This is a genomic window from Bradyrhizobium sp. HKCCYLRH2060 (genome assembly GCF_051168135.1).
In the GTDB taxonomy this organism is placed as follows: domain Bacteria; phylum Pseudomonadota; class Alphaproteobacteria; order Rhizobiales; family Xanthobacteraceae; genus Bradyrhizobium.
In genome coordinates this window covers 70,265-91,613 of the sequence record NZ_JBNPUK010000003.1, presented here as the reverse complement: position 1 = coordinate 91,613, position 21,349 = coordinate 70,265, and the positions used below count along the sequence as shown (strand labels likewise).

Genomic DNA, 21,349 nt, shown 5'->3' with positions numbered 1-21,349 from the left:
TGCTCCTCGCGCTCTTACGCCGCTTCGCTCTGATACTGGGCGTAACCGGTCGCCTCGAGCTCGCGCGCGAGGTCCGCGGTCCCGGTGCGGACGATGCGCCCTGCCGCGAACACGTGGACGATGTCGGGCACGATGTAGTCGAGCAGCCGCTGATAATGGGTGATCACGATCATGCCGCGCTCAGCGGAGCGCAGCGCGTTGACGCCGTTGGCGACGACCTTCAGCGCATCGATGTCGAGACCGGAATCGGTTTCGTCGAGCACGCAGAGCGAGGGCTGCAGCAGCGCCATCTGCAGGGTCTCGTTGCGCTTCTTCTCGCCGCCGGAGAAGCCGACATTGAGCGGCCGCTTCAGCATGTCGGCGTCGATGTTCAGGGTCTTGGCGATCTCGCGCACGCGCTTGATCAGGTCGGGCGACGACAGCTCCTCCTCGCCGCGCGCCTTGCGCTGGGCATTGAAGGCGGCGCGCAGGAACGTCAGGGTGGCAACGCCGGGGATCTCCAGCGGGTATTGGAACGCGAGGAACACACCCTTGGCGGCGCGCTCGTCGGCCGCCATCGCCAGCAGGTCCTCGCCGTTGAGATAGACCTCACCGGCGGTGACCTCGTAGCCGGGCTTGCCGGCGAGCACGTAGGACAGCGTCGACTTGCCGGCACCGTTCGGCCCCATGATGGCGTGGATCTCGCCCTTGTTCACGGTCAGGTCCAGGCCCTGGATGATCTTCCGTCCGCCGGCGATCTCGGCGTGGAGTCCCTTGATTTCGAGCAGGGCCGTCATCGAACACTCCTTCTGATGTTGTCGCCGCGCGACGCCGTCATCCAACCGAACCTTCGAGCGAGATCGAGATCAGCTTCTGCGCCTCGACGGCGAATTCCATCGGCAATTGCTGCAGCACGTCCTTGACGAAGCCGTTGACGACGAGGCCGACCGCTTCCTCTTGGCTAAGACCGCGCTGGATGCAGTAGAACAGCACGTCCTCGGAGATCTTGGACGTGGTTGCCTCGTGCTCGAACACCGCCGAGGAATTCTTCGCCTCGATGTAGGGCACGGTGTGTGCGCCGCATTTGTCGCCGATCAAGAGCGAGTCGCAGGCGGTGAAGTTGCGCGCCCCCGACGCCTTGCGATGCGCGCTGACGAGGCCGCGATAGGTGTTCTGCGACTTTCCGGCGGCGATGCCCTTGGAGATGATCCGGCTCGACGTGTTCTTGCCGAGATGGATCATCTTGGTGCCGCTGTCGACCTGCTGGAAGCCGTTGGAGATCGCGATCGAGTAGAACTCGCCGCTGGAATTGTCGCCACGCAGGATGCAGCTCGGATATTTCCAGGTGATCGCCGATCCCGTCTCGACCTGGGTCCAGGAGATCTTGGAATTGGTGCCGCGGCAGTCGCCACGCTTGGTGACGAAATTGTAGATGCCGCCGACCCCTTCCGAATTGCCGGGGTACCAGTTCTGCACCGTCGAATATTTGATCTCGGCATCATCGAGCGCGACCAGCTCGACCACGGCGGCATGGAGCTGGTTCTCGGCGCGCTGCGGCGCGGTGCAGCCTTCGAGATAGGAGACGTAGGCGCCCTTGTCGGCGATGATCAGGGTGCGCTCGAACTGGCCGGTGTTGCGCTCGTTGATGCGGAAATAGGTCGACAGCTCCATCGGACAGCGCACGCCCGGCGGGATGTAGACGAACGAACCGTCGGAGAAGACCGCCGAATTGAGCGTGGCGAAATAATTGTCGGTGGTCGGCACCACCGTGCCGAGATATTTCTGCACGAGGTCCGGGTGCTCGCGCAGCGCCTCGGAGATCGGCATGAAGATCACGCCGGCCTTTTTCAGCTCCTCCTTGAAGGTCGTCGCCACCGACACCGAGTCGAACACGGCATCGACCGCGATCCTGCTGCGCGGCGCCGCCGCCTCGCCGTCGACATTGGTTTCCGCCGCCGCAGGCCGCTCGACGCCCTCGAGAATTTCGACCTCGCGCAGGGGAATGCCGAGCTTTTCGTAGGTCTTCAGGATCTCCGGATCGATCTCGTCGAGCGAGGCCACCTTCTTCTTCGGCTTCGGCGCGGCGTAATAATAGAGATCCTGATAGTCGATCCTGGGATAGCCGACCCGCGCCCAGGTCGGCTCGGTCATGGTCAGCCAGCGGCGATAGGCCTCCAGCCGCCATTCCAGCATCCAGGCCGGCTCGTTCTTCTTGGCCGAGATGAAGCGGATGGTGTCTTCCGACAGCCCCTTCGGAGCCTTCTCGGATTCGATGACGGTCTCGAACCCGTAGCGATATTGATCGACGTCAATGCCCTTGACCCGATCAATGGTCTCCTGAACTGCTGCCATCGCTCACTCCGCTTGCAATGTTTCCGCCGCGGCCCGCGTCAGGCAGGGACGCAGGTGTCCGGCACCGGACAGACAGCAGCGCATTGCGGCGCGTCGAAATGGCCTTCGCACTCCGTGCACTTCTTCGGATCGATGAGGTACATGTCGTTCTTGAGCCGAATGGCTGCGTTCGGGCACTCGAACTCGCATGCCCCGCAGACCGTGCATTGTGAGGCGATGATCTTGTAGGTCATGTGCAGCTCCCGCGATTCCTGCGACATCGAGCGATGTCATTCGCGCGTTATCTTTCAAGCGCCGTGCCAGAGAGCATTTGGTTGATTTCTAAGGAGGATTCTAAAGTTCACCGGTCACGGCGAGCTGTCGCTCTCCCGACAGCATGTCGCAAGTGCGACAGGACGCGAGGTAAGCGGTAGTCTCCGAAATCGGACTGCCAACCGCGACGACGGTGCGCTCCCCTCCCCCTTGCGGGGAGGGGTCGGGGGTGTGGGTCCACGCGCACGCGGCATGTGATGCGCGCTGATGTCGAGGACACCGGCCATCGTTGATACATCGAACCGCTGAGCAACCGAGCGTAAGCCGCGGCAAGACCTGCATAACGATCGAATGCACTCACAACGATTTGCGTTCGGAGACCCCCACCCCCAACCCCTCCCCGCAAGGGGGAGGGGAGCCGACCGCCACCGTGGTTGAAAGCTCGACTCTCACGATGACTGCAGCGGTCGACCGCAGCGTGCGCCCAAACAAAAGGGCGCGCCAGCCGCGCGCCCTTCAAAGAGCCGAAGCCAGGCCGCTCAGAACCGCTTGACCTCGATGTTGTGCTTCTTCAGCGCGTAGCCGATCTGGCGCGGCGTGAGGCCGAGCAGGCGCGCGGCCTTGGCCTGGACCCAGCCGGACCGCTCCATCGCCTGCACGATGCGGTCGCGCTCCGGCACAGCGCCGCCCTCCATGCTATCGGAATACTCGCCGTCATCGGCATCGATCGCCGGCAGCTCGACGGGAGCCTCGACCGGCGCCGACGTCCGCGGCAGGATCGGCAGCGGCACCATCGGCTGGCCGCGCGGCGGCGGAGGCGTCACCGTATTGCCCTTCCACAGGATCGCCGACATGCACTCGTTGCGACTGCAGGCGAAGTCGTCCATGCCGATCGCCGAGCCCGTCGCCATGGTCGCGGTCCGCTGCACGCAGTTCTCCAGCTCGCGCACATTGCCAGGAAAGCCGCAATGCATCAGCACCTCGATGGCGCTGACGTCGAAGGTGAGATCGCGCTCGTTCTCGCAATTGAAGCGGCGCAGGAACTCGCGCGCCAACTGCGGGATGTCGCTGCGCCGCTCGCGCAGCGGCGGCAATTTGATCGGCACCACGCTGATGCGGTAGTAGAGGTCGGCGCGGAACTCGTTGCGCGACACCGCCTCCTCGAGATTGCGGTTGGTGGCGGTGACGATGCGGACATCGACCTTGATGGTCTGGTTGCCGCCGACGCGCTCGAACTCCTGCTCCTGCAGCACGCGCAGCAGCTTGGCCTGGAACGCCGGGGAGATCTCGCCGATCTCGTCGAGGAACAATGTGCCCTTGTCGGCCAGTTCGAAGCGGCCCTTGCGAGCGTTGATCGCGCCCGTGAAGGCGCCCTTCTCGTGGCCGAACAGCTCCGACTCCAGCACCGTCTCCGGCAATGCGGCGCAGTTGATCTTGATGAACGGCCGCTTCGCGCGATTGGACAGTTCATGGATCGCCTTCGCCACCAGCTCCTTGCCGGTGCCGGATTCCCCGCGCAGCAGCACCGGCGCATTCGACTTGGCGACGACGTTGATCTTCTCCAGCAGCGCGCGCAGCGCCGGGCTGTCGCCGACGATGCCGTCGACCAGCACCCTCTTGCGATCCTTCGGCACCGGCTTCAGTTCCGAGAGCTCCTTCTGCAGCCGGTGGCTTTCCGCCATCAACCGCTCGCGGTCGCGCGCCACGACGCGATGCAGCTTGATGGTCTGGCCGATCAGATTGGCGACCATGGTCAGGAAGCGCACATCGGAATCCAGCCGGAAGACGGCGCGGCCGTCCCAGACCCGGTCGATCGTCAGGGTGCCGACGACGCGCTGGTCGATGCGGATGGGAACACCGAGGAAGGACACACGGGTGTCGGCGCCGGCGCCGAGCGTGGCCGCATCCGCGTCGCTGAAGGCGGGATGATCGGCGACGTTCTCGGCGATCAGCGGCACGGCGGTGGCGACGATCTGGTCAATGGCCTTCTGCGGCAGGCGCTCGCGATAACGCTGGTCGCTGCCTTCGCTCCACCCGGCCCCGACTGCGAGATCGGGAATGCCGTCATCGGCGAGCAGCGACACCACGCCGTGGCGCATCTGCATGAAGGACTGCAACAGGTTGACGACATTGGCGAGGGTGATCTCCAGCCGCGTCGGCGCGGCGAGAATTTTCGAGATTTCGAAAATTCCGGTCAGCGCGATCTCGCTGAGCGGGATCGGCGCGGCGTTGGACCTGACGTCCTGAGCTTCGACCTGACGTGTTTCCGTTTGGACCATCGTCGCTTCTCTGATCGTCACGAACGCCTTGGTGAAGCCGCCCGTGATTTGTAGGTGTTCTAACATCCTCCCTTAACCGCAGATGATTGTCGTGCCTAACTTTGCTGCATTGCCGCAGAAGTAGTGTGCAACGGACAGATCAGAAAAGCTGCAGGCTTTCATGATGTTAACAAATTAGTTTGCACCCGTGACGATGCGTGCATTGCACGTCCGCCCGGGCGGCAAAGACGATGCGCCTGACGATTTCGCGTTGTCTTCTCGACATCTAGTATTCGCGTATCCGCCGGCATGTTTGCGACCGGATCGCAACGGACAACACCTGAACACCAACTTTCCACGTCCGGCCCGCCGCTCGACTCCTTCGGCTGCCAGCCGCGGCATGACGTGTTCACATCCGCGTGTCGGCCGCGCGCGGCTTTGATCAACCTAGAGGTGCTGCCCCCCGTTGATCTGAATCTCCTCGCCGGTCACGTAGCTCGCCGCATCCGAGCACAAAAAGAACAGCACCTTGGCGACCTCTTCCGGCGCGCCGATCCGGCGCATCGGAATCAGCGGCGAGAACCGCGCCTCGGTCTCCGGCGACACCATCTCGGTCTTGATCTCGCCCGGCGCGATGGCGTTGACGCGGATGCCATGCGGCGCGAAGTCGTGCGCCATCTCGCGAGTCAGGCAGGCGAGCGCCGCCTTCGAGGTCGCATAGGCTGTGCCCGCAAACGGATGGACGCGGGTGCCGACGATCGAGGTCACGTTGACGACCGCGCCCTGCCCGCGCTTCAGCTCCTCGAACAGCCCGCGCGCCAGCAGGATCGGTCCGAGAAAATTGACGTGAAAGACGGTCATCCAGGTTTCGACCGAGGTCGACAGCGAATCCAGCCGACCGCCGTCGCCGGCCTTCGGAGAGATCGCGGCATTGTTGATCAAGGCATGCAGCGGCGCGCCGTCGAGACGGTGCTTGATGTCGGCAATCGCACGCGGGATCGCCTTGCGATCGCTGAGATCGACCTGGACGTGATTGTCGGGACCGGCGTCCCACGGACAGCGGCCGCCATCGAAAGGCTGGCGCGAGCAGGTGATGATGCGCCAGCCGGCGTCGGAGAACAGCTTTGCGGTCGCATGACCGATGCCGCGCGAGCCGCCGGTCAGCACGAGCGTTTTCTGCTCGGTGCGCGCGGGCCGCTCGGCGGCGGCCATGTCTCGATGGAACGGGCAGGCCGTGATGGTCCCGGCCGCCTCGATGACGGGTTCGCGGACGTCCTGGTCGAGATCGAGGCTCACCTCATCCGTCCTGATCCTGCGCCGCAACGCCACCAGGACGCCGGCTACCGAGCTTCGGCTGCTGCCTTTGCCTCAGACGTGGTCTGGGCGCAGGCTCCGCGACGATCGGAAATACCAGTGGTATCGCCATGCTCCGGTTGTGCAGATTCCGGGCCAGCGAAAACAGCGGGCAAAGCAGCCTTTTCCTGTCGGGTTCGCGACAGATTGGCGGGTTCTGGACACATCCCGCGTCGGCTTTGGACCGCGTCCTTCGCAAGACCGTCAAAGCGCGATCGTTTTCAGAACGATGGCCGATGGTCCAACTCTTGCTCGACGGAACCGATCATTCGAACTGGAAGACCGCTTGTCAGTCGAACGACGGACAGCCACGAGACGCCAACAGCGTATGGACCAGGACATGGGGACGAATGCAGTGCGCTTCGCCGTGGTCCTCGGGACCAACGACGTCGCGTCGGCGATCGGCGTGCATCTGCATCGTGCCGGCTTCTGCGTGGTGCTGTCGCATGATCCCAATCCGCCGGTCATGCGCCGCAAGATGGCGTTTCACGACGCCCTGTTCGGCGACACGGTCCGCGTCGAGAACGTGACCGGCGAGCGCATCGAGAGCACGATGGAGGTGTTCAAGGCGCTCGGCAATCCCCGGCACGTCCTCGTCACCCCACTCGGATTGCTCGATCTCCTGCCGGTCCGTCCCATCGACGTCCTGATCGACGCGCGGATGCAGAGGCGCGAAGTGACCCCGGACCTGCGCGGCATGACGCGGCTCTCGATCGGCATCGGTCCGGGTTTCTCGCCGTCGGCCAATTGCGATATCGCGATCGAGACCCGGCCGGACCGGGTCGGCCAGATCGTACGCCAGGGCTGGACGCTGGCAACGGATGATGTCGGCGCGCTCGTCGGCGTCGAGTGCCTGGTGCATTCGCCGCATGAGGGCCGATGGCATACTCCGATCGAGATCGGCACGCGCATCTACAAGGGCTTCGTGATCGGCCATCTCTCCGGCGCGCCGGTCACGGCCCCCCATGACGGCATCCTGCGCGGCATCGTCCGCGACGGCAGCGACCTGCCGGCCGGCATCGCGCTCGCCGAGATCGATCCACGCGGCCGTCATGCGCAGTGGACCGGGATCGATGCGCAGGGACAGGCACTCGCCCAGGCGACGCTGGCCGCCATGCGGCTGCATGTCGCGCACTGCATCAGGACGAGCGCGAGCCTGCCCGCGGACCTGCCCGCGGATCAGATCGTTTCGAACGATTCTGATTAGCCCGCGCCCTGCGCGCCGGCCTTGGCATCCCGGTTGCTTATCGTTTGCAGGAGCGAGCAACAGCCATGATCATCTGTTCCTGCAACGTCATCAGCGACACGGCCATTCGCGACGTCGTCACGGCGGCCGACATCACCTTCGGCTCGCCGGCGCAAGTGTATGATTGTCTCGGCTGCACGGTCCAATGCGGCCTCTGCTCGCGCTCGGTGAAACGGATTCTCGACGAGCGGCAGGCTGACACGGCCGTCGCGGCGGTGTGGCCGGTGCAGCCCGAGCCGGCGCCGTGCGCGATGATGTCCGCCGCGTAGCTCCGACACGGATTTGTCGGATGTCGGACAAAGGCGACAACGCCGAGCTGCACACGTCTATCCGCATCGCAGTCCGTCACCTCAATGCGTGTTGCTCTCGCTCCACGTCTCCAAGTCCTTGGCCGCCTCCGAGCGCTGCTCCTTCTCCGGCTTCTCGGCCCAGGGCTTGTCGGTCTGCTTCATCGAGCCCCAGTCGCTTTTCTGGCGCGGATCGTCCTTCGGCGTTTCCTTGCTCATCAGCTCGCTCCTTGTCCGCTCGCGCTCACCCGGCGGGATCCTCGGTGGCACGCCTCGACGGTGTGACCTGCGTGGCAATCATCGGGACGAGACGAAGTTCCAAGGCATGCTCGCCATAGGCGATCTGCCGCGGAGCTGCCGCCGCGTGCTCCGCGCTGCAAATTGCGAATAGCCGGTCGGATGGTTCGTTGCGGCCGGACTCACGCCGCGTCGGCCGGCACCATCGCCTCGATCGTGACACCCGTGCCGGTGGAGGCCACCGTCAGGGTGCCCCCCAGCGCCAGCAGCCGCTCGCGCATGCCGGTGAGGCCGAAGCCGAGCTTGTGCTCCGGGCTGAACCCGCGGCCGTCGTCGCGGACGCGCACCCGCGTATAGCTGCGGCGATGGCCGGCCGTCGTCTGCTGCAGCGGCTCGATGGTGACGTCGACCGCGGTGGCCTCGGCGTGGCGGAACACGTTGGTCAGCGCCTCCTGCACCACCCGGTAGATCGTCAGCTCCGCCGTCTCGTTGCTGCGCACGACCGTGTCGGTGAAGCTGGTCTCGATCGCGACCTCCGGGCGCGACTCCCGCCACAGCCGCACCAAAGCGCCGAGCGCCTCGCGTAAGCCAAGCTCGGCGAGGCCGACGGGCCGCAGCCGCTCCAGGATGCGGCGGTTGAACTGCTGCACGGCGTTGACCTGGTCGAGGATCGCCTGGCCGTGCCGACGCATCGCGGCGACGTCGAGCGTCGCAGCCTCCGGCAATCGCATCAGCGCGCTGGCATGGGCGCGCAGCGCGAACAAATGCGGCCCGAACTCGTCATGCAGCTCGCGCGCGATTTCCTTGCGCTCGTGGTCCTGCAGCGACACCGTGCGCTCGGCGAGGCGGCGCTTCTCCTCCACCGCCTCGCCGAGCGCGCCGGCGAGATGGTTGAGCTTGGCGCAGAGCGCCGCGAGCTCGGGCGCGCCGCCCGGCTTGACGCGGGTATCGTAGGCGCCGGCCTCGATCCGGCTCATCGCGTCCGACAGATCCGAAAGCGGCGCCAGCGCGCGGCCGACCACGAGCATGGTGATCGCGAACAACGCCAGCCCGACCAGCGAGCCGACGACGAGCTGGGTGACGATGCCGTCCCAGATCTCCGCGATCTCGTCGTCGGGATGCGAGGTGATCACCAGCGAGTCACTTTGGCCGGCGACGATGACCGGCATGCTGACCGAGGTCTTGTCGGGATGCACCAGTGCGATGAACCACGCCGGTGCCGCGCGGCCGACGCCGGGAGAGGGCGGAGTCTGCGCCGGCATTCCCTGCCGTCTCACGCTGACGTGACGAAGCTGTCGGAGATCGCCGACGATCCGGTCCAGCCGCGCGTTCGGATCCGGCGCGTCGTTGACCTCGTCCATGATGGTCTCGACGAAGGCCCGCGTCAGGCGGATGACGCTCTGGTCCTCCGCCAGCACGCGCGGCGCCGCCTCCAGCACGAGACGGCCGATGTTGATGGCGAGGCCCAGCGTCAGCAGCAGCGCCAGCAGCACGTTGATGCGGGTCCGCAACGACCAATTCTGCCACATTCTCTCCGCCTCACCGCCACCGGGTTTCATGCGCACTCACATTGACAGACAAATCCGCCGGCGATCTAATTGCAACATCATGCAATACCGCGCAGCATGCATTAATGATGCATCGCAACAATGACGCGAGTTGGAAGTCCGGGACCCCAAGGCCATGCGCGTACTGATCGTCGATGACCATCCCATTGTGGCATCAGGCTGCCGGGCCCTGCTCTCGACCGATCCGGAGCTCGAGCTGATCGAAGCCGCGGACGCCGAGAGCGGCGAAGCCGGCTTCATCGCGCGCCGGCCGGACGTCTGCGTCGTCGACATCAACCTGCCGACCGTCTCCGGCTTCGAGCTGGCGCGGCGCATCCTCGCCCACGACGGCAATGCCCGGCTGATCATGTTCAGCATGAACGACGATCCGGTGTTCGCGGCGCGCGCCATCGACATCGGCGCCAAGGGCTACGTCTCCAAGAGCGGCGATCCGAACGATCTCGCCGAGGCGATCCGCGAGGTCGCCCGCGGCGGCAGCTATCTGCCGCCGGCGATCGCGCGCAGCATCGCGTTCGCGGGCGCCGCCGTCGCGCAGAGCCCGCTGGCGAAACTGACCTCGCGCGAGCTCGAGATCCTGCGCCTGCTCAGCGCCGGCAAGAGCCTGTCGGAGATTGCCTGGCTGATCCACTCGTCCTACAAGACCGTCGCCAACACCTCCTCGATCATCCGCCAGAAGCTCGGCGTGCGAACATCCGGCGAGCTGGTGCGTTTGGCGATCGAGAACGGCGTTGCTTGACTCGTCCCGACTGAACGACGCTGCCTGACACGCGTTGGCGACAGCCACGCCAACAGCCCGACATCATTGCCGAACAGGTGATCCCATGACGCTCACGACCGTCTCCCAGAACAAATCCCATGGCGGCGTCCAGGGTGTCTACCGCCACGCCAGCCAGGAGACCAGGACCGAGATGACGTTCTCGGTGTTCGTGCCGCCGCATGCCGACGGCGCGAAGCTGCCGGTCGTCTGGTATCTCTCCGGCCTGACCTGCACCCACGCCAACGTCACCGAGAAGGGCGAGTTTCGCGCCGCCTGCGCCGAGCTCGGCCTCGTCTTTGTGGCGCCCGACACTTCGCCGCGCGGCGACGGCGTGCCCGGCGATCCCAACAACGCCTATGATTTCGGCCTCGGCGCCGGCTTCTATGTCGACGCGACCGAGGCACCGTTCGCGAAGAACTACCGGATGTGGAGCTACGTCACCGAGGAGCTGCCGAGCGTGGTCGCGGCAAACTTCCCGGTCGATCCGCGCCGGCAGTCGGTGATGGGCCACTCGATGGGCGGCCATGGCGCGCTCACGGTGGCGCTGCGCAACCCCGACCGCTATCGCGCCGCCAGCGCGTTCTCGCCGATCGTGGCGCCGTCGCAGGTGCCGTGGGGCGAGAAGGCCCTGGGCGGCTATCTCGGCTCCGACAAGGCGGCGTGGCGCAAGCACGATGCGGTCGCGCTGATCGAGGACGGCGCGCGCGTCTCCGACCTGCTGGTCGATGTCGGCACTGCCGATCAGTTCCTGACCCAGCAGTTGCGCCCGGAGTTGCTCAAGGCCGCTTGCGACAAGGCCCACATCCCGCTGCTGCTGCGCAAGCAGGAGGGCTACGACCACAGCTACTACTTCATCTCGACCTACATGGCCGATCATCTGCGCTGGCACGCCGCGCGGCTCGCGCGCTGATATCAGCCGCGGCCTTGATTTGCCCGACGGGCGCGATCGCGCGCCGTCGAGGCAATGTCATGATCTTCACCGTCCGATCATCTCCTGCGCGCGCAGGCCGATTTCCGCAGGCCGCGCAAGGCGATCACCGTGTCCAGTGCGTCGGGGAAAAAGATTCTGATTTCGCTTTTCCAGAAAACATGATTGTATCGCCCCATCCCGCCTCGTCGAGAGGGCGTATCGCGGTCGTCACGAACGTGGAGGCGGGATGCGGTGGACGCCGGCGGCGCGCAGCATGCTCGCGAGAGCATGCGGACGAACGCGCCGCGGCGTACGGCCAAGTCGCGTGGTCCTGGCATCCCGATGCCGATGCCCCCGTGGCGGCGCGTGAGAAGCGTGTCGTCGCGCACGGTGACCAGAAAGCCCGGCGCACCGGGGAGAACGCGAAGCAACCGTTAAGACCATCCGCGCAGGGAGGGCCGGGATGTCCCAGCCGAACCTGTGGTACCTGCCGCCTGCATTTTCTTCTGCAGGCGGGCCATGGGGGCGGCAGGCTCCCGGCCTTCCCTGCGCCTCTCTACTTTTCGAGGGGCGATCGACATGCACAGCTCGGGCCTCAGCGGGCCGCGAGGATGCGCCATCATGTCCAACAATGGCCTTGGTTGATCAAATCGACGCGGAATCGGGGCCTCATGGTTCGAGACGCGCCTTCGGATGCATCGATGACGTGGCTGGCTTCAGCGCACGGCGCTCCTCACCATGAGGGGCGCGAGCAGCAGTCTCGGCGAGGAAAGTCTTGGATGTCACCACGCGCTTCGCCCTCATCCTGAGAAGCCCGCCGCAGGCGGGCGTCTCGAAGGATGGCGGCGGACGCGGCAGGCGCCACGCTCAACGCGATCACTGCCTACTGCGCCTGCGGCGCACCGTAGTTCGGCGCCAGCAGGCGGTTGCGGATCAGCCAGGCCATGGTGCGCGTCCAGGATTCGTCGGTGTTGCCGCGCATGTCGGCGGTCATTGCCGCGACCGGCTTCCCGGTATGCGCGTCGCGCAGATAGATGTTCATGTTGAGGATGAGATTGGAGACCTTCTGCACCGTCCCGGTGATGGCGAGATCGGCACCGATGTCGCCCGCGAGCTTGACGTCGCAGCCGCCGCAGGCCTGCAGATTGCTGTGGTGCGCCGCATCGTTGACGGGGGCGATGTCAAGGACGCGAAAACGTCCGGAATCCTGCAGCGCCGATCGCAACTGCTCGGCGGCGTGCGCCAGCCTGGTCTGCTCGTCCTGGCGCGGGCCCTGCACCTCGCCCTGCAGGCTGGTGTCGATCAGCTCGAAGTCGAACACCGCCACCTTGGTCGGCTCGGCATGCACTGATGTCGCAGACATCAGGATCAGGAACGCGAAGAGAACGGCAGGTTTCAAGGTCGTGATCCGAAATGACGCGACAGCGGCCAAAAGTGGGGTTGAAAGCTAGGCCAATTCGTTCATCTTGCAAGACGAAACCTCGCCGGAAAAGGACGAGGGAACAGTGGGAGGACATGTGGTCCTGGGAGTTCTGGCCCGATCTCTGATCGGCGCGATCGGCCTCATCGCCGCCGCAACCGCCGCCAGCGCGGCGGAGCCGGTCGACATCGCGATCGGCTATCTCGGCCGTAGCGGCGTGCCGCAGACGTTGTCGCCGCTCGACCAGCCGGCGGCCGATGATGGCGTGGCCGGCGCGAAGCTCGCGATCGAGGACAACAACACCACCGGCAAGTTCCTCAACCAGCGCTTCACTTTGATCGAGCGCCGCATCAAGGACGACGAGGACGCGGCGCAGGCCGCCAATGAGCTCGCGGGAAAGGCCGGCTTCATTCTCGCCGACCTTCCGGCGGATGCGCTGCTGAAGGTCGCAGACGCCCTGCGCGGACGTGGCACCACCCTGCTCAATGTCGGCGCCACGGACGACCGCCTGCGCGAGCAGGACTGCCGCGCCAACGTCATCCATGTCGCCCCGACACGCTCGATGCTGGCCGATGGGCTTGGGCAGTATCTGGTATGGAAGCAGTGGAAGCGCTGGCTTCTGGTCACCGGCTCGCACGACAACGACAAGCTGTTCGCCGACGCGCTGCGCCGCGCCGCCACCCGTTTCGGCGCTAGAATCGTCGAGGAGCGGACCTTCGAGGACACCGGCGGCGCGCGGCGCACTGACTCTGGCGTGACCCTGATCCAGCGCCAGATGCCGGTGTTCACGCAGAAGGCGCCGGCCTATGACGTGCTGGTCGCCGCCGACGAGAGCGAGGTGTTCGCCAACTACCTGCCCTATCGCACCTGGGATCCGCGCCCCGTCGCGGGCTCCGCCGGCCTGCGTCCGACCAGCTGGGATCCGGCGCAGGACCAGTGGGGCGCGACGCAATTGCAGAACCGCTTCATGAAGCTGGCATCACGCCGCATGGACGCCTTGGACATGCAGGCCTGGATGGCCGTGCGCATGATCGGCGAGGCCGCCTCGCGCACCAACTCCGGCGACGCGAAGACGTTGACCGACTATCTCAAGGGCCCGAACTTCACCATCGCCGCCTTCAAGGGCACGAGGCTCTCGCTGCGCGACTGGAACCTGCAACTGCGCCAGCCGATCCTGCTGGCCGACGGCCGCATGATCGTCTCGGTCTCGCCGCAGGAGGGTTTCCTGCATCAAGTCTCCGAGCTCGACACCCTCGGTGTCGACCGCCCCGAAACCAAGTGCAAGCTGCAATGATGTCGGATTGGAAGATGTTGATGACGATGCGCAGTCCGACAACCAATGTGGCTATCGGTCTGGGGCCTCATGGTTCGAGACGCGCCCAAGACGGCACTCCTCACCATGAGGGTCAAGAGCCGAGGGCGGCACTGCACACCGACCGTGAACACGCCGAGAGGCGTGTTCATGGAGAGGGGCGAGATCACGGGGAGGTTCGGCAGCAAGGTCTCGAGCGCGCATGGCTTGGATCTAACCGCGCACACCGGCCTCGTCCTGAGGAGCCCGCCGGAGGCGGGCGTCTCGAAGGACGGCCACGGCTTCGCAGGTATGTCGGCATGGCAGCCAGCCTGCTCACCGCCGCGCTGTGGCTGGCCCACGCGTCGCCCGCCTCCGCCTACGTCGCCTTCGTCTCCAACGAAAAAGGCAACACCGTCTCCGTCATCGATACCGACACATGGACCGTCACCAAGACCATCAAGGTCGGCCAGCGGCCGCGCGGCATCGCGTTCACGCGCGACGGCAAGTTCGTGATGGTCGCCGTCGGCGATGACGACACCATCCAGGTGATCGACGCCAGGAAGATGGAGGTGGTGGACACCCTGCCCTCCGGCCCGGATCCCGAGCTGTTCGCGCAGGACGCCGCCGGCAAGACGCTCTATGTCGCCAACGAGAATGACAACACCGTCACCGTGCTCGACCTCGAAAAGCGCGTGCGCATCGGCGATGTCCAGGTCGGCGTCGAGCCCGAGGGCATGATGCTCAGCCCGGACGGCAAGATCCTGATCTGCACCTCCGAGACCACCAACATGGCGCATTTCATCGACACGTCGACGCGCCAGATCGTCGCCAACGTGCTGGTCGATGCGCGGCCACGCTATGCCGAGTTCAAGAGCGACGGCTCGGAACTGTGGGTGTCGGCGGAGATCGGCGGCACGGTGTCGATCATCGATCCCGCCAAGCGCGAGGTCACCGGCAAGATCAAGTTCGCCGTGCCCGGCCTGCGCAGCGAGGCCATCCAGCCGGTCGGCATCGCCCTGACCAAGGATGGCAAGACCGGCTTCGTCGCACTCGGCCCCGCCAACCGCGTCGCGGTCGTCGACGGCACCACCCACGAGGTGAAGAAATATCTCCTGGTCGGCCAGCGCGTCTGGCACATGGAATTCACGCCGGATGAGAAATATCTTCTGGTCACCAATGGCGTCTCCAACGACGTCTCGGTGATCGACGTCGCGGCGCAGAAGGTGATCAAGACCATCCAGGTCGGCGAGCTGCCCTGGGGCATCACGATCGCACAGCCATGACGACGCAGAACGCACCCGCTCTCGACGCGACAGGCGCCACGCCGCAAACGGCTCCCGACCAGGTGCCGGCACTGTCGGTCGTCGGCGTCAGCCATTCCTACGGCGCACGCAAGGCGCTCAACGACGTCAGCTTCGCCGTGAGGCCTGCGAGCTTCACCGCCCTGCTCGGCCTCAACGGCGCCGGCAAGAGCACCTTGTTCTCGCTGATCACGCGGCTGTTCGCGGTGCAGACCGGCCGGATCGGCATTTTCGGCCATGACATCGGCCGTACGCCCGGCGAGGCGCTGCGGCTGCTCGGCGTCGTGTTCCAGCCGCGCACGCTCGATCTCGATCTGTCGCTGACTCAGAACCTGCTCTATCACGCCGCCCTGCACGGCATCTCGCGCCGCGAGGCCCGCGCCCGCAGCGAGGAGCTGCTGACCCGGATCGGTCTCGCCGACCGCGCCGGCAACAAGGTGCGCGACCTCTCCGGCGGCCAGATGCGCCGCCTGGAAATCGCCCGCGCCCTGCTGCACCGGCCGCGCCTCCTGCTGCTCGACGAAGCCACCGTCGGGCTCGACGTCAAGGCGCGCGCCGACATCGTCGGTCATGTCCGCCAGCTCGTCGCCGAGCAGGGCATCGGCGTGCTCTGGGCCACGCATCTGTTCGACGAGATCGCGCCGACCGACGATCTCGTGGTGCTGCATCAAGGCCGCGTGCTGGCGCGCGGGCCGGTGCCGCAGGTGATCACCGAGGCCGGCGCGTCCGACGTCAACGCCGCGTTCGCGCGGCTGACGACGCAGGCCAGCCCGGCGCGGAGCGAGCCATGACCGTCACGACAGTTCACGCTCCTGCCACACCACGCAGCGGCTTCTCGGCCGGCGAATACATCACTTGCCTCACCGGCATCGTCTGGCGCGAGGGGCTGCGCTTCCTGCATCAGCGCGAGCGCTTCATCTCGGCGCTGGTGCGGCCGCTGGTCTGGCTGTTCATCTTCGCTGCCGGCTTCCGCCAGGTGCTCGGCATCTCGATCATCCCGCCCTACGAGACCTACATCCCCTACGAGGTCTATATCGCGCCCGGCCTGATGGCGATGATCCAGCTGTTCAACGGCATGCAGTCGTCGCTATCGATGGTCTACGACCGCGAGATGGGCAACATGCGCACCTTGCTGGTGAGCCCGCTGCCGCGCGGCTATCTCCTGTTCTGCAAGCTGCTCGCCGGCACCGCCGTCTCGGTGCTGCAGGTCTACGCATTTCTCGCCATCGCCTGGTTCTGGGACATCACCCCGCCGCCGATGGGCTATCTCACCGTGCTGCCGGCGCTGGTCCTGTCCGGGCTGATGCTCGGCGCGCTGGGCATGCTGATCTCCTCCGGCATCAAGCAGCTCGAGAACTTTGCCGGCGTCATGAACTTCGTGATCTTCCCGATGTTCTTCGCCTCGTCGGCGCTCTACCCGCTGTGGCGCGTCGAGGAAGGCAGCCCATGGCTCGCTTATCTCTGCGAGGCCAACCCCTTCACCCACGCGGTCGAGCTCATCCGCTTCGCGCTCTATGGCAAGCTGAACTGGGTTTCGCTCGCGGTGGTCGGCGGCTGTACCGCCGTGTTCATGATCGGCGCGATCCTGGCCTACGATCCGTCGCGGGGTCTTGTCAGGCGTGGTCCCGGAGGCGAGGCATGAGGTTGAGAACGATCCTGGCGGCCGTCGCCATCGCAGCGTCAGCAGGCGCTGCGATGGCCGCCGATCCGCGCTATCCGGATTGGCCCTGCCCGCAGGCCAAGGTGCCGGAAATCTCCATCGCGGCCGTGTGGTCCGGCCCTGCGATCGACGATGTCGGCGCGAGCTGGAAGGACGACGCCAAGATCGCGGAGCTGGTCGCCAGGCTGGCGGCGCGCCGCATCCCGCTGGAGCAGGCGCAGAAGGACGTCGCCGATTTCCTGACCGGTACGCCTGAGGAGAAGACCCGCAAGGGCAAGCTGCTGTTTGCCGGCCTGTTCGATACGCTGAACGCCCAGCGGACGTCGGTCATGAACGGCCTCGAGCGCGTCATGCGCAAGCAGCGCGAAGCGGTCGAGAAGGTGCGCGGCGACACCATCGCGTTGCAGGAGATGCACAGCGGGCCCAACCCGGATCAGGCCAAGGTCGAGGAGATGACCAACCAGTTGAACTGGGAGACGCGCATCTTCGAGGACCGGCGTCGCGTGATGAAGTTCGTCTGCGAGGTCCCGACCGCGATCGACCAGCGCCTGTTCGCCCTGGCCCGCGAGATCCAGCAGGACATGGAGTAGCTGATTTGATGCGCTCTCGCCGCCCTCTCCGCTCACTCCTCAGGCCGCGGCTCGGGCTGCGTCTGCTGCAGCGGCAGGTCGGCGCGGCTCCAGCCGTCGGTCCCGTCGGGGTACCAGGCGATGTTGCGATAGCCGTAAGTCAGCGCGCGCCGCGCGGCATTCCACGACATCCAGCAATCTTCGAGGCAATAGAACACGAGCAGACGACCGAAATCGCCACCCGATGCATGGGCGAGGCCACGCTTGAGATAATCTTCGGTGGCGGCGGCAAGGATGCCGTAGCCGGTGTCGGGCAGCCAGATGCTGCCGGGAATGTCGAGCCGCGGCTGCTCGCGCCATACCGTCCCGGCCGGCAGGTTCTTCGGCTTGGGCGGCCGCGGCAGCACATCGACGAAGGCGGCCGATTTTGCGCGCCAGATCGCCTCGGTCTCCCGCGTCGACAGCACGCGTGCACCAGCGAGCGTCGTCGGCACCGGCGCGCGGTAGTTCTCGGTGCGATAGCTGTCCGGCTCCGGCACGAGATCATCGGCCCGCACCGCCACGGCGATCAGCAGCACGCCTGCCAATGCCGCAGCGGTGAGCCGACCGATCATGGCTTCGCTGCAGCCTCGGCGGTGATCAGATGATTGCTCTCGTCCAGCAGCGGCACCCCGAAGTCCAGCAGGATCTTGTTGATCTCACCCTGGTTCTCCTGGATCAGCTTGTTGAGCTGGCGACGCCAGTTCTGGTCTGCACCGCGGACGCCCATGGCGATGCGGTAGATCAGCTTCGGCCCGCTGGTCTCTTTCACCAGCGGCGTGACGTGCAGTTGCGGGCTCGCCTGCTTGGCATAGTAGCCGGCCATCGGCCCCCACAGCACGCCGGCATCGATCTCGCCGGACTTCAGATCGTTGATCATCGCCTCCGCCGAGGAATCGACGCGGGTGTCAATCATCAGCGGATAGGGCTTTGCGGTCGGCATCAACCCGGCCAGCGCCATGTTGGTCGCCGGCGGCGTGCCCGCCACGATGCCGATGTGCTTGCCCTTCAGCTTGGCGTCCTCCAGCGTCGTCACATCGGCGAGATCGGAGCCCGGCTTGGTCACGATCGCGTAGGCCGTCCGGTAATAGGGACTGGTGCTCTGCACCAAGTCGTCCCCTTGCGGAAAGCCCATGATCACGTCGCAACGGTGCGAGCCGAGCGTCATGCGCACGAATCCGGTGGCCTGCGGGAAGAACGTGTAGTCCACCTTCTTCTGCAGCTTGGCGGCAAAGAGCTCGGCCAGCTTGTTCTCGAAGCCGTCGCCCTTCTCGTTCGAGAACGGCAGGTTGCGCGGATCGGCGCAGACCCTGAGCACCTTGGGATCGACCAGCTCGATCGACAGGTCCAGGCCGTCGTTGCTCTGCGCGAAAGCGGCGGCCGGTCCGAGCAGAGTGAGCCCCGCGGCAACAGCCAGCGAGCAAGCAAGTTTGTGACGCTTCGTCATCCGTATTTCCATCCCTATCGAACGCATCGCGGTATTTTTGAAAATGCTAGGCCGCCGGCCGCGCGGGTGCAACAGTCGCCGTCATCGCGAAGAGTTGACCCGGTGCTGCGCCGCAGCGTCCATGGCCTGATGCACAGGTCCCACGCGAGCAAGGCAAGCCGATGGTGAGGCATCCGATCATTGCGATCATCGCCTGGTGTGCGCTGGCGCTCGGCGGCGCCGCTCTTGCCATGCCCCCGGAACTCGAGGTGAGCGAGATCGCGCCCGGCGTGTTCGTTCACATCGGCCAGACCGCGCTGATGAACGCGGCGAACGAAGGCGCCATCGCCAATGTCGGTTTCATCGTCGGCGGTGACGCGGTCGCAGTGATCGACACCGGCGGCAGCGTCCGCGAAGGCCGCGCGCTGCTGGCCGCGATCCGCGCCCGTACCGACAAGCCCGTGCGCTACGTCGTCAACACCCATGCTCATCCCGACCATCTGTTCGGCAATGCCGCCTTCGAGGCGGACGGCACCCGCTTCGTCGGCGCCAAGAACCTGCCCCGGGCGCTCGCCCTGCGCGGGCCGCACTACATCGAGGCGTTCCGGCGCCTGATGGGCGCCGAACTGATCGACGAGGTCCGCCTCGTCGCTCCGTCGATCCTCGTCGATGACGAGATGGCGCTCGACCTGGGCGGCCGCACCCTCACGCTGAAGGCCTGGAGCACCGCGCATAGCGACTGCGACCTGTCCGTCTATGATGACCGGAGCCGGACCTTGTTCGCCGGCGATCTCGTATTCCTGCGTCACATCCCAGTGATGGATGGCAGCCTGCGCGGCTGGATCGCCGACATGGCCGCACTCGCGGCCATTCCGGCCGAGCGCGTCGTCCCGGGCCATGGACCTGTCAGCCCCTGGCCACTGGCGCTCAGTGACGAGCGTCGCTACCTCGACACATTGGCCCACGACGTTCGCGGGCTGATCAAGGCGGGCAGGCCGATCGCCGACGCCGCTGGGGCCGCTGGATCGGAGCGCGGCAAATGGGAGCTGTTCGACGACTACAATGCCCGCAACGCAACTGCAGCATTCTCGGAAATGGAATGGGAATGAGGCGGGTGACGCGCTATGATCGTTAATCCACCAGACTGCCTTGGGAGGACTGCGCCATGATCGGGCTCCGCTTGCCGTCCACATTGCTTCTCGGGGTATGCCTCGCGTTTGCCTTCGCTCCTGCGAAAGCCGCTGATGGTTATGATCCATGGCCGGGACTCGTCCAGGACATCTTCAACAACAAGGCGATGCAGGACGGCACCAATGTGCTGTCGATCGAGATGCCGACGCGCGCCGAGGATGCCTCGGTGGTCCCGGTCACCCTGCGTAGCAAGCTGTCGCCCGCCGACGAGCGCCGCATCAAGACCATCACGCTGGTGATCGACCAGAATCCTGCGCCGATGGCCGCCAAGTTCACGCTCGGCGCGGACGCCAATGTGACTGCGATCTCGACGCGGGTGCGCGTCAACAACTACACGGACGTGCATGCCGTGGCCGAGCTGACGGATGGTCAGCTCTATGTGGTCAAGACCTTCGTCAAGGCGTCCGGAGGCTGCTCGGCGCCGGCGGCGAAGAATCCGGACGAGGCCAAGGCGCGCATCGGCCAGATGCGCTATCGGCAGTTCACGCAAAGCAGCGACGGCGCCACGAGCGGCATCCGCGAAGCGCAGGTCATGATCGGGCATCCCAACAATTCCGGGCTCCAGATGGACCAGGTGACGCAGCTCTACATCCCGGCCTTCTTCATCGACCGGCTGACGCTGTCGCAGGATGGCAGCCTGGTGCTGTCGGTCGAAGGCGGCATCTCGATCTCGGAGGATCCCAATATCCGCTTCACCTACGTGTCGAACGGCGCCAAGCAATTCCATGCGGAAGCGAAGGATACGCAGGGCCACGTGTTCGAGCACGATTGGCCGGCCGACGGTTCAGGAACCTGATGCGGCAGAGCGGCAGCGCTTCAGAAGCATCTCACTTCGGCTTCGGCCTGCGCCCGGCGAAGATCGTTCAGCGCGTTGGCGGCCTGCTCGGACGTGCGGAACTGGGTGCCGAGATTGCTGTGCACCTGGGACATGCTGAGGACGGTCTCGGCCGTGACGTAGCGCTCATAGGGGATGATCGAGGCGATCACGTCGATCGAGCAGGAGCATTGCGCGATCGCCTCACGGGTCTCGCCATTCGCCTTCATGCAGCCGAACACATATTCGGCCCGCGCCGAGGTCGGATAGTCGTTGAGCTCCTCGGCACGAGCCGGCCCGGCGACCGCGATCATGGCAACGAGGGCGGCGACAATCGGTCCTACCGGAACAGCACTACGCATCACAGTCCTCCACGGCATCGCAGCCGAAGCTATGCTAAGGGAATGAGGCTGAAAAGAACACATCTCGAGGAATT

General features: G+C 65.7%; 22 protein-coding genes. 11 read left to right on the top strand and 11 right to left on the bottom strand.

All coding sequences use genetic code 11. The annotated features are described in order from the left end of the window. Positions 1-14 precede the first annotated feature (14 nt). From sufC to ACQR10_RS08015, 5 genes are all read right to left on the bottom strand, one after another. Positions 15-776 (bottom strand): Fe-S cluster assembly ATPase SufC, encoded by a 762-nt coding sequence (sufC, locus tag ACQR10_RS08035; protein ID WP_315803701.1) that lies wholly within the window; start codon positions 774-776, stop codon positions 15-17. Positions 777-813: 37 nt separating this feature from the next. Continuing rightward, positions 814-2,331 carry a Fe-S cluster assembly protein SufB gene (sufB, locus tag ACQR10_RS08030; RefSeq protein ID WP_316216999.1) on the bottom strand — a complete coding sequence of 506 codons (1,518 nt, stop codon included), beginning with the start codon at positions 2,329-2,331 and terminating at the stop codon, positions 814-816. A gap of 38 nt (positions 2,332-2,369) precedes the next feature. Further along, the gene (locus ACQR10_RS08025) at positions 2,370-2,564 is read right to left on the bottom strand and encodes a 4Fe-4S dicluster domain-containing protein (protein ID WP_316217001.1); all 195 of its coding nucleotides are present in this window, start codon (positions 2,562-2,564) and stop codon (positions 2,370-2,372) included. A 558-nt stretch (positions 2,565-3,122) separates the two neighbouring features. After that, the gene (nifA, locus tag ACQR10_RS08020) at positions 3,123-4,862 is read right to left on the bottom strand and encodes a nif-specific transcriptional activator NifA (protein ID WP_315803703.1); all 1,740 of its coding nucleotides are present in this window, start codon (positions 4,860-4,862) and stop codon (positions 3,123-3,125) included. Between the two features lie 426 nt (positions 4,863-5,288). Then, entirely contained in the window at positions 5,289-6,137 is an 849-nt protein-coding gene (locus ACQR10_RS08015) for an SDR family NAD(P)-dependent oxidoreductase (protein WP_315803704.1), read from the bottom strand. Between the two features lie 397 nt (positions 6,138-6,534). On the opposite strand from ACQR10_RS08015, the gene ACQR10_RS08010 reads away from it, so the two are divergent. Both ACQR10_RS08010 and ACQR10_RS08005 read left to right on the top strand, forming a co-directional pair. Beyond that, positions 6,535-7,401 (top strand): xanthine dehydrogenase, encoded by an 867-nt coding sequence (locus ACQR10_RS08010; protein WP_316217002.1) that lies wholly within the window; start codon positions 6,535-6,537, stop codon positions 7,399-7,401. Between the two features lie 65 nt (positions 7,402-7,466). Then, positions 7,467-7,709 carry a (2Fe-2S)-binding protein gene (locus ACQR10_RS08005; RefSeq protein ID WP_316179915.1) on the top strand — a complete coding sequence of 81 codons (243 nt, stop codon included), beginning with the start codon at positions 7,467-7,469 and terminating at the stop codon, positions 7,707-7,709. A gap of 81 nt (positions 7,710-7,790) precedes the next feature. Here the strand turns inward: ACQR10_RS08005 and ACQR10_RS08000 are convergent, their stop codons facing one another. After that, positions 7,791-7,946 (bottom strand): hypothetical protein, encoded by a 156-nt coding sequence (locus ACQR10_RS08000; protein WP_315803707.1) that lies wholly within the window; start codon positions 7,944-7,946, stop codon positions 7,791-7,793. A 200-nt stretch (positions 7,947-8,146) separates the two neighbouring features. Next, positions 8,147-9,493 carry an ATP-binding protein gene (locus tag ACQR10_RS07995; protein ID WP_316217003.1) on the bottom strand — a complete coding sequence of 449 codons (1,347 nt, stop codon included), beginning with the start codon at positions 9,491-9,493 and terminating at the stop codon, positions 8,147-8,149. 154 nt (positions 9,494-9,647) lie between these two features. Between ACQR10_RS07995 and ACQR10_RS07990 the strand changes: the two genes are divergently transcribed. Together ACQR10_RS07990 and fghA are read left to right on the top strand one after the other, a co-directional pair. Continuing rightward, on the top strand, positions 9,648-10,268 hold the full coding sequence (locus ACQR10_RS07990; protein WP_315803709.1) for a response regulator transcription factor: 621 nt from the start codon (positions 9,648-9,650) through the stop codon (positions 10,266-10,268). 85 nt (positions 10,269-10,353) lie between these two features. Further along, entirely contained in the window at positions 10,354-11,199 is an 846-nt protein-coding gene (gene fghA / locus ACQR10_RS07985; protein WP_316217004.1) for an S-formylglutathione hydrolase, read from the top strand. A gap of 883 nt (positions 11,200-12,082) precedes the next feature. On the opposite strand, the gene ACQR10_RS07980 is transcribed toward fghA, so the two are convergent. Further along, the gene (locus ACQR10_RS07980) at positions 12,083-12,562 is read right to left on the bottom strand and encodes a DUF3280 domain-containing protein (RefSeq protein WP_315803802.1); all 480 of its coding nucleotides are present in this window, start codon (positions 12,560-12,562) and stop codon (positions 12,083-12,085) included. Positions 12,563-12,731: 169 nt separating this feature from the next. On the opposite strand from ACQR10_RS07980, the gene ACQR10_RS07975 reads away from it, so the two are divergent. The 5 genes from ACQR10_RS07975 to ACQR10_RS07955 all read left to right on the top strand — a co-directional run bounded on the left by ACQR10_RS07975 (position 12,732) and on the right by ACQR10_RS07955 (position 17,464). Then, a complete protein-coding gene (locus ACQR10_RS07975; protein WP_316217075.1) occupies positions 12,732-13,913 on the top strand; it encodes an ABC transporter substrate-binding protein in 1,182 nt (393 codons plus the stop codon). A 317-nt stretch (positions 13,914-14,230) separates the two neighbouring features. After that, entirely contained in the window at positions 14,231-15,196 is a 966-nt protein-coding gene (locus tag ACQR10_RS07970) for a YVTN family beta-propeller repeat protein (protein ID WP_315803711.1), read from the top strand. Continuing rightward, positions 15,193-16,005 carry an ABC transporter ATP-binding protein gene (locus ACQR10_RS07965; protein ID WP_410051425.1) on the top strand — a complete coding sequence of 271 codons (813 nt, stop codon included), beginning with the start codon at positions 15,193-15,195 and terminating at the stop codon, positions 16,003-16,005. The genes ACQR10_RS07970 and ACQR10_RS07965 overlap by 4 nt, the downstream gene beginning before the upstream one ends. Next, entirely contained in the window at positions 16,002-16,856 is an 855-nt protein-coding gene (locus tag ACQR10_RS07960; RefSeq protein WP_316179911.1) for an ABC transporter permease, read from the top strand. Before ACQR10_RS07965 ends, ACQR10_RS07960 begins: the two co-directional genes overlap by 4 nt. After that, complete coding sequence (locus ACQR10_RS07955) at positions 16,853-17,464, top strand: hypothetical protein (RefSeq protein WP_315803713.1); 612 nt, start codon at positions 16,853-16,855, stop codon at positions 17,462-17,464. The genes ACQR10_RS07960 and ACQR10_RS07955 overlap by 4 nt, the downstream gene beginning before the upstream one ends. Positions 17,465-17,496: 32 nt before the next feature. Here the strand turns inward: ACQR10_RS07955 and ACQR10_RS07950 are convergent, their stop codons facing one another. Beyond that, a complete protein-coding gene (locus ACQR10_RS07950; protein ID WP_316217005.1) occupies positions 17,497-18,057 on the bottom strand; it encodes a PQQ-dependent catabolism-associated CXXCW motif protein in 561 nt (186 codons plus the stop codon). After that, complete coding sequence (locus ACQR10_RS07945; protein WP_316179910.1) at positions 18,054-18,929, bottom strand: substrate-binding domain-containing protein; 876 nt, start codon at positions 18,927-18,929, stop codon at positions 18,054-18,056. Before ACQR10_RS07945 ends, ACQR10_RS07950 begins: the two co-directional genes overlap by 4 nt. A 161-nt stretch (positions 18,930-19,090) precedes the next feature. Between ACQR10_RS07945 and ACQR10_RS07940 the strand changes: the two genes are divergently transcribed. Both ACQR10_RS07940 and ACQR10_RS07935 read left to right on the top strand, forming a co-directional pair. Beyond that, the gene (locus tag ACQR10_RS07940) at positions 19,091-20,017 is read left to right on the top strand and encodes a quinoprotein relay system zinc metallohydrolase 2 (protein ID WP_316179909.1); all 927 of its coding nucleotides are present in this window, start codon (positions 19,091-19,093) and stop codon (positions 20,015-20,017) included. 56 nt (positions 20,018-20,073) lie between these two features. Next, complete coding sequence (locus tag ACQR10_RS07935) at positions 20,074-20,895, top strand: quinoprotein dehydrogenase-associated SoxYZ-like carrier (RefSeq protein ID WP_315803717.1); 822 nt, start codon at positions 20,074-20,076, stop codon at positions 20,893-20,895. Positions 20,896-20,915: 20 nt separating this feature from the next. On the opposite strand, the gene ACQR10_RS07930 is transcribed toward ACQR10_RS07935, so the two are convergent. Then, positions 20,916-21,275, bottom strand: a complete 360-nt coding sequence (locus tag ACQR10_RS07930) for a hypothetical protein (RefSeq protein ID WP_316179908.1) — start codon at positions 21,273-21,275, stop codon at positions 20,916-20,918. Positions 21,276-21,349 lie beyond the last annotated feature (74 nt).

What these genes read in the sequence shown, in the direction of transcription:
- sufC (WP_315803701.1), bottom strand. Translation starts at nt 776, where the DNA reads ATGACGGCCCTGCTCGAAATCAAGGGACTCCACGCCGAGATCGCCGGC.
- sufB (WP_316216999.1), bottom strand. Translation starts at nt 2,331, where the DNA reads ATGGCAGCAGTTCAGGAGACCATTGATCGGGTCAAGGGCATTGACGTC.
- ACQR10_RS08025 (WP_316217001.1), bottom strand. Translation starts at nt 2,564, where the DNA reads ATGACCTACAAGATCATCGCCTCACAATGCACGGTCTGCGGGGCATGC.
- nifA (WP_315803703.1), bottom strand. Translation starts at nt 4,862, where the DNA reads ATGGTCCAAACGGAAACACGTCAGGTCGAAGCTCAGGACGTCAGGTCC.
- ACQR10_RS08010 (WP_316217002.1), top strand. Translation starts at nt 6,535, where the DNA reads ATGGGGACGAATGCAGTGCGCTTCGCCGTGGTCCTCGGGACCAACGAC.
- ACQR10_RS08005 (WP_316179915.1), top strand. Translation starts at nt 7,467, where the DNA reads ATGATCATCTGTTCCTGCAACGTCATCAGCGACACGGCCATTCGCGAC.
- ACQR10_RS08000 (WP_315803707.1), bottom strand. Translation starts at nt 7,946, where the DNA reads ATGAGCAAGGAAACGCCGAAGGACGATCCGCGCCAGAAAAGCGACTGG.
- ACQR10_RS07995 (WP_316217003.1), bottom strand. Translation starts at nt 9,493, where the DNA reads ATGTGGCAGAATTGGTCGTTGCGGACCCGCATCAACGTGCTGCTGGCG.
- ACQR10_RS07990 (WP_315803709.1), top strand. Translation starts at nt 9,648, where the DNA reads ATGCGCGTACTGATCGTCGATGACCATCCCATTGTGGCATCAGGCTGC.
- fghA (WP_316217004.1), top strand. Translation starts at nt 10,354, where the DNA reads ATGACGCTCACGACCGTCTCCCAGAACAAATCCCATGGCGGCGTCCAG.
- ACQR10_RS07980 (WP_315803802.1), bottom strand. Translation starts at nt 12,562, where the DNA reads ATGTCTGCGACATCAGTGCATGCCGAGCCGACCAAGGTGGCGGTGTTC.
- ACQR10_RS07970 (WP_315803711.1), top strand. Translation starts at nt 14,231, where the DNA reads ATGGCAGCCAGCCTGCTCACCGCCGCGCTGTGGCTGGCCCACGCGTCG.
- ACQR10_RS07965 (WP_410051425.1), top strand. Translation starts at nt 15,193, where the DNA reads ATGACGACGCAGAACGCACCCGCTCTCGACGCGACAGGCGCCACGCCG.
- ACQR10_RS07960 (WP_316179911.1), top strand. Translation starts at nt 16,002, where the DNA reads ATGACCGTCACGACAGTTCACGCTCCTGCCACACCACGCAGCGGCTTC.
- ACQR10_RS07955 (WP_315803713.1), top strand. Translation starts at nt 16,853, where the DNA reads ATGAGGTTGAGAACGATCCTGGCGGCCGTCGCCATCGCAGCGTCAGCA.
- ACQR10_RS07950 (WP_316217005.1), bottom strand. Translation starts at nt 18,057, where the DNA reads ATGATCGGTCGGCTCACCGCTGCGGCATTGGCAGGCGTGCTGCTGATC.
- ACQR10_RS07945 (WP_316179910.1), bottom strand. Translation starts at nt 18,929, where the DNA reads ATGACGAAGCGTCACAAACTTGCTTGCTCGCTGGCTGTTGCCGCGGGG.
- ACQR10_RS07940 (WP_316179909.1), top strand. Translation starts at nt 19,091, where the DNA reads ATGGTGAGGCATCCGATCATTGCGATCATCGCCTGGTGTGCGCTGGCG.
- ACQR10_RS07935 (WP_315803717.1), top strand. Translation starts at nt 20,074, where the DNA reads ATGATCGGGCTCCGCTTGCCGTCCACATTGCTTCTCGGGGTATGCCTC.
- ACQR10_RS07930 (WP_316179908.1), bottom strand. Translation starts at nt 21,275, where the DNA reads ATGCGTAGTGCTGTTCCGGTAGGACCGATTGTCGCCGCCCTCGTTGCC.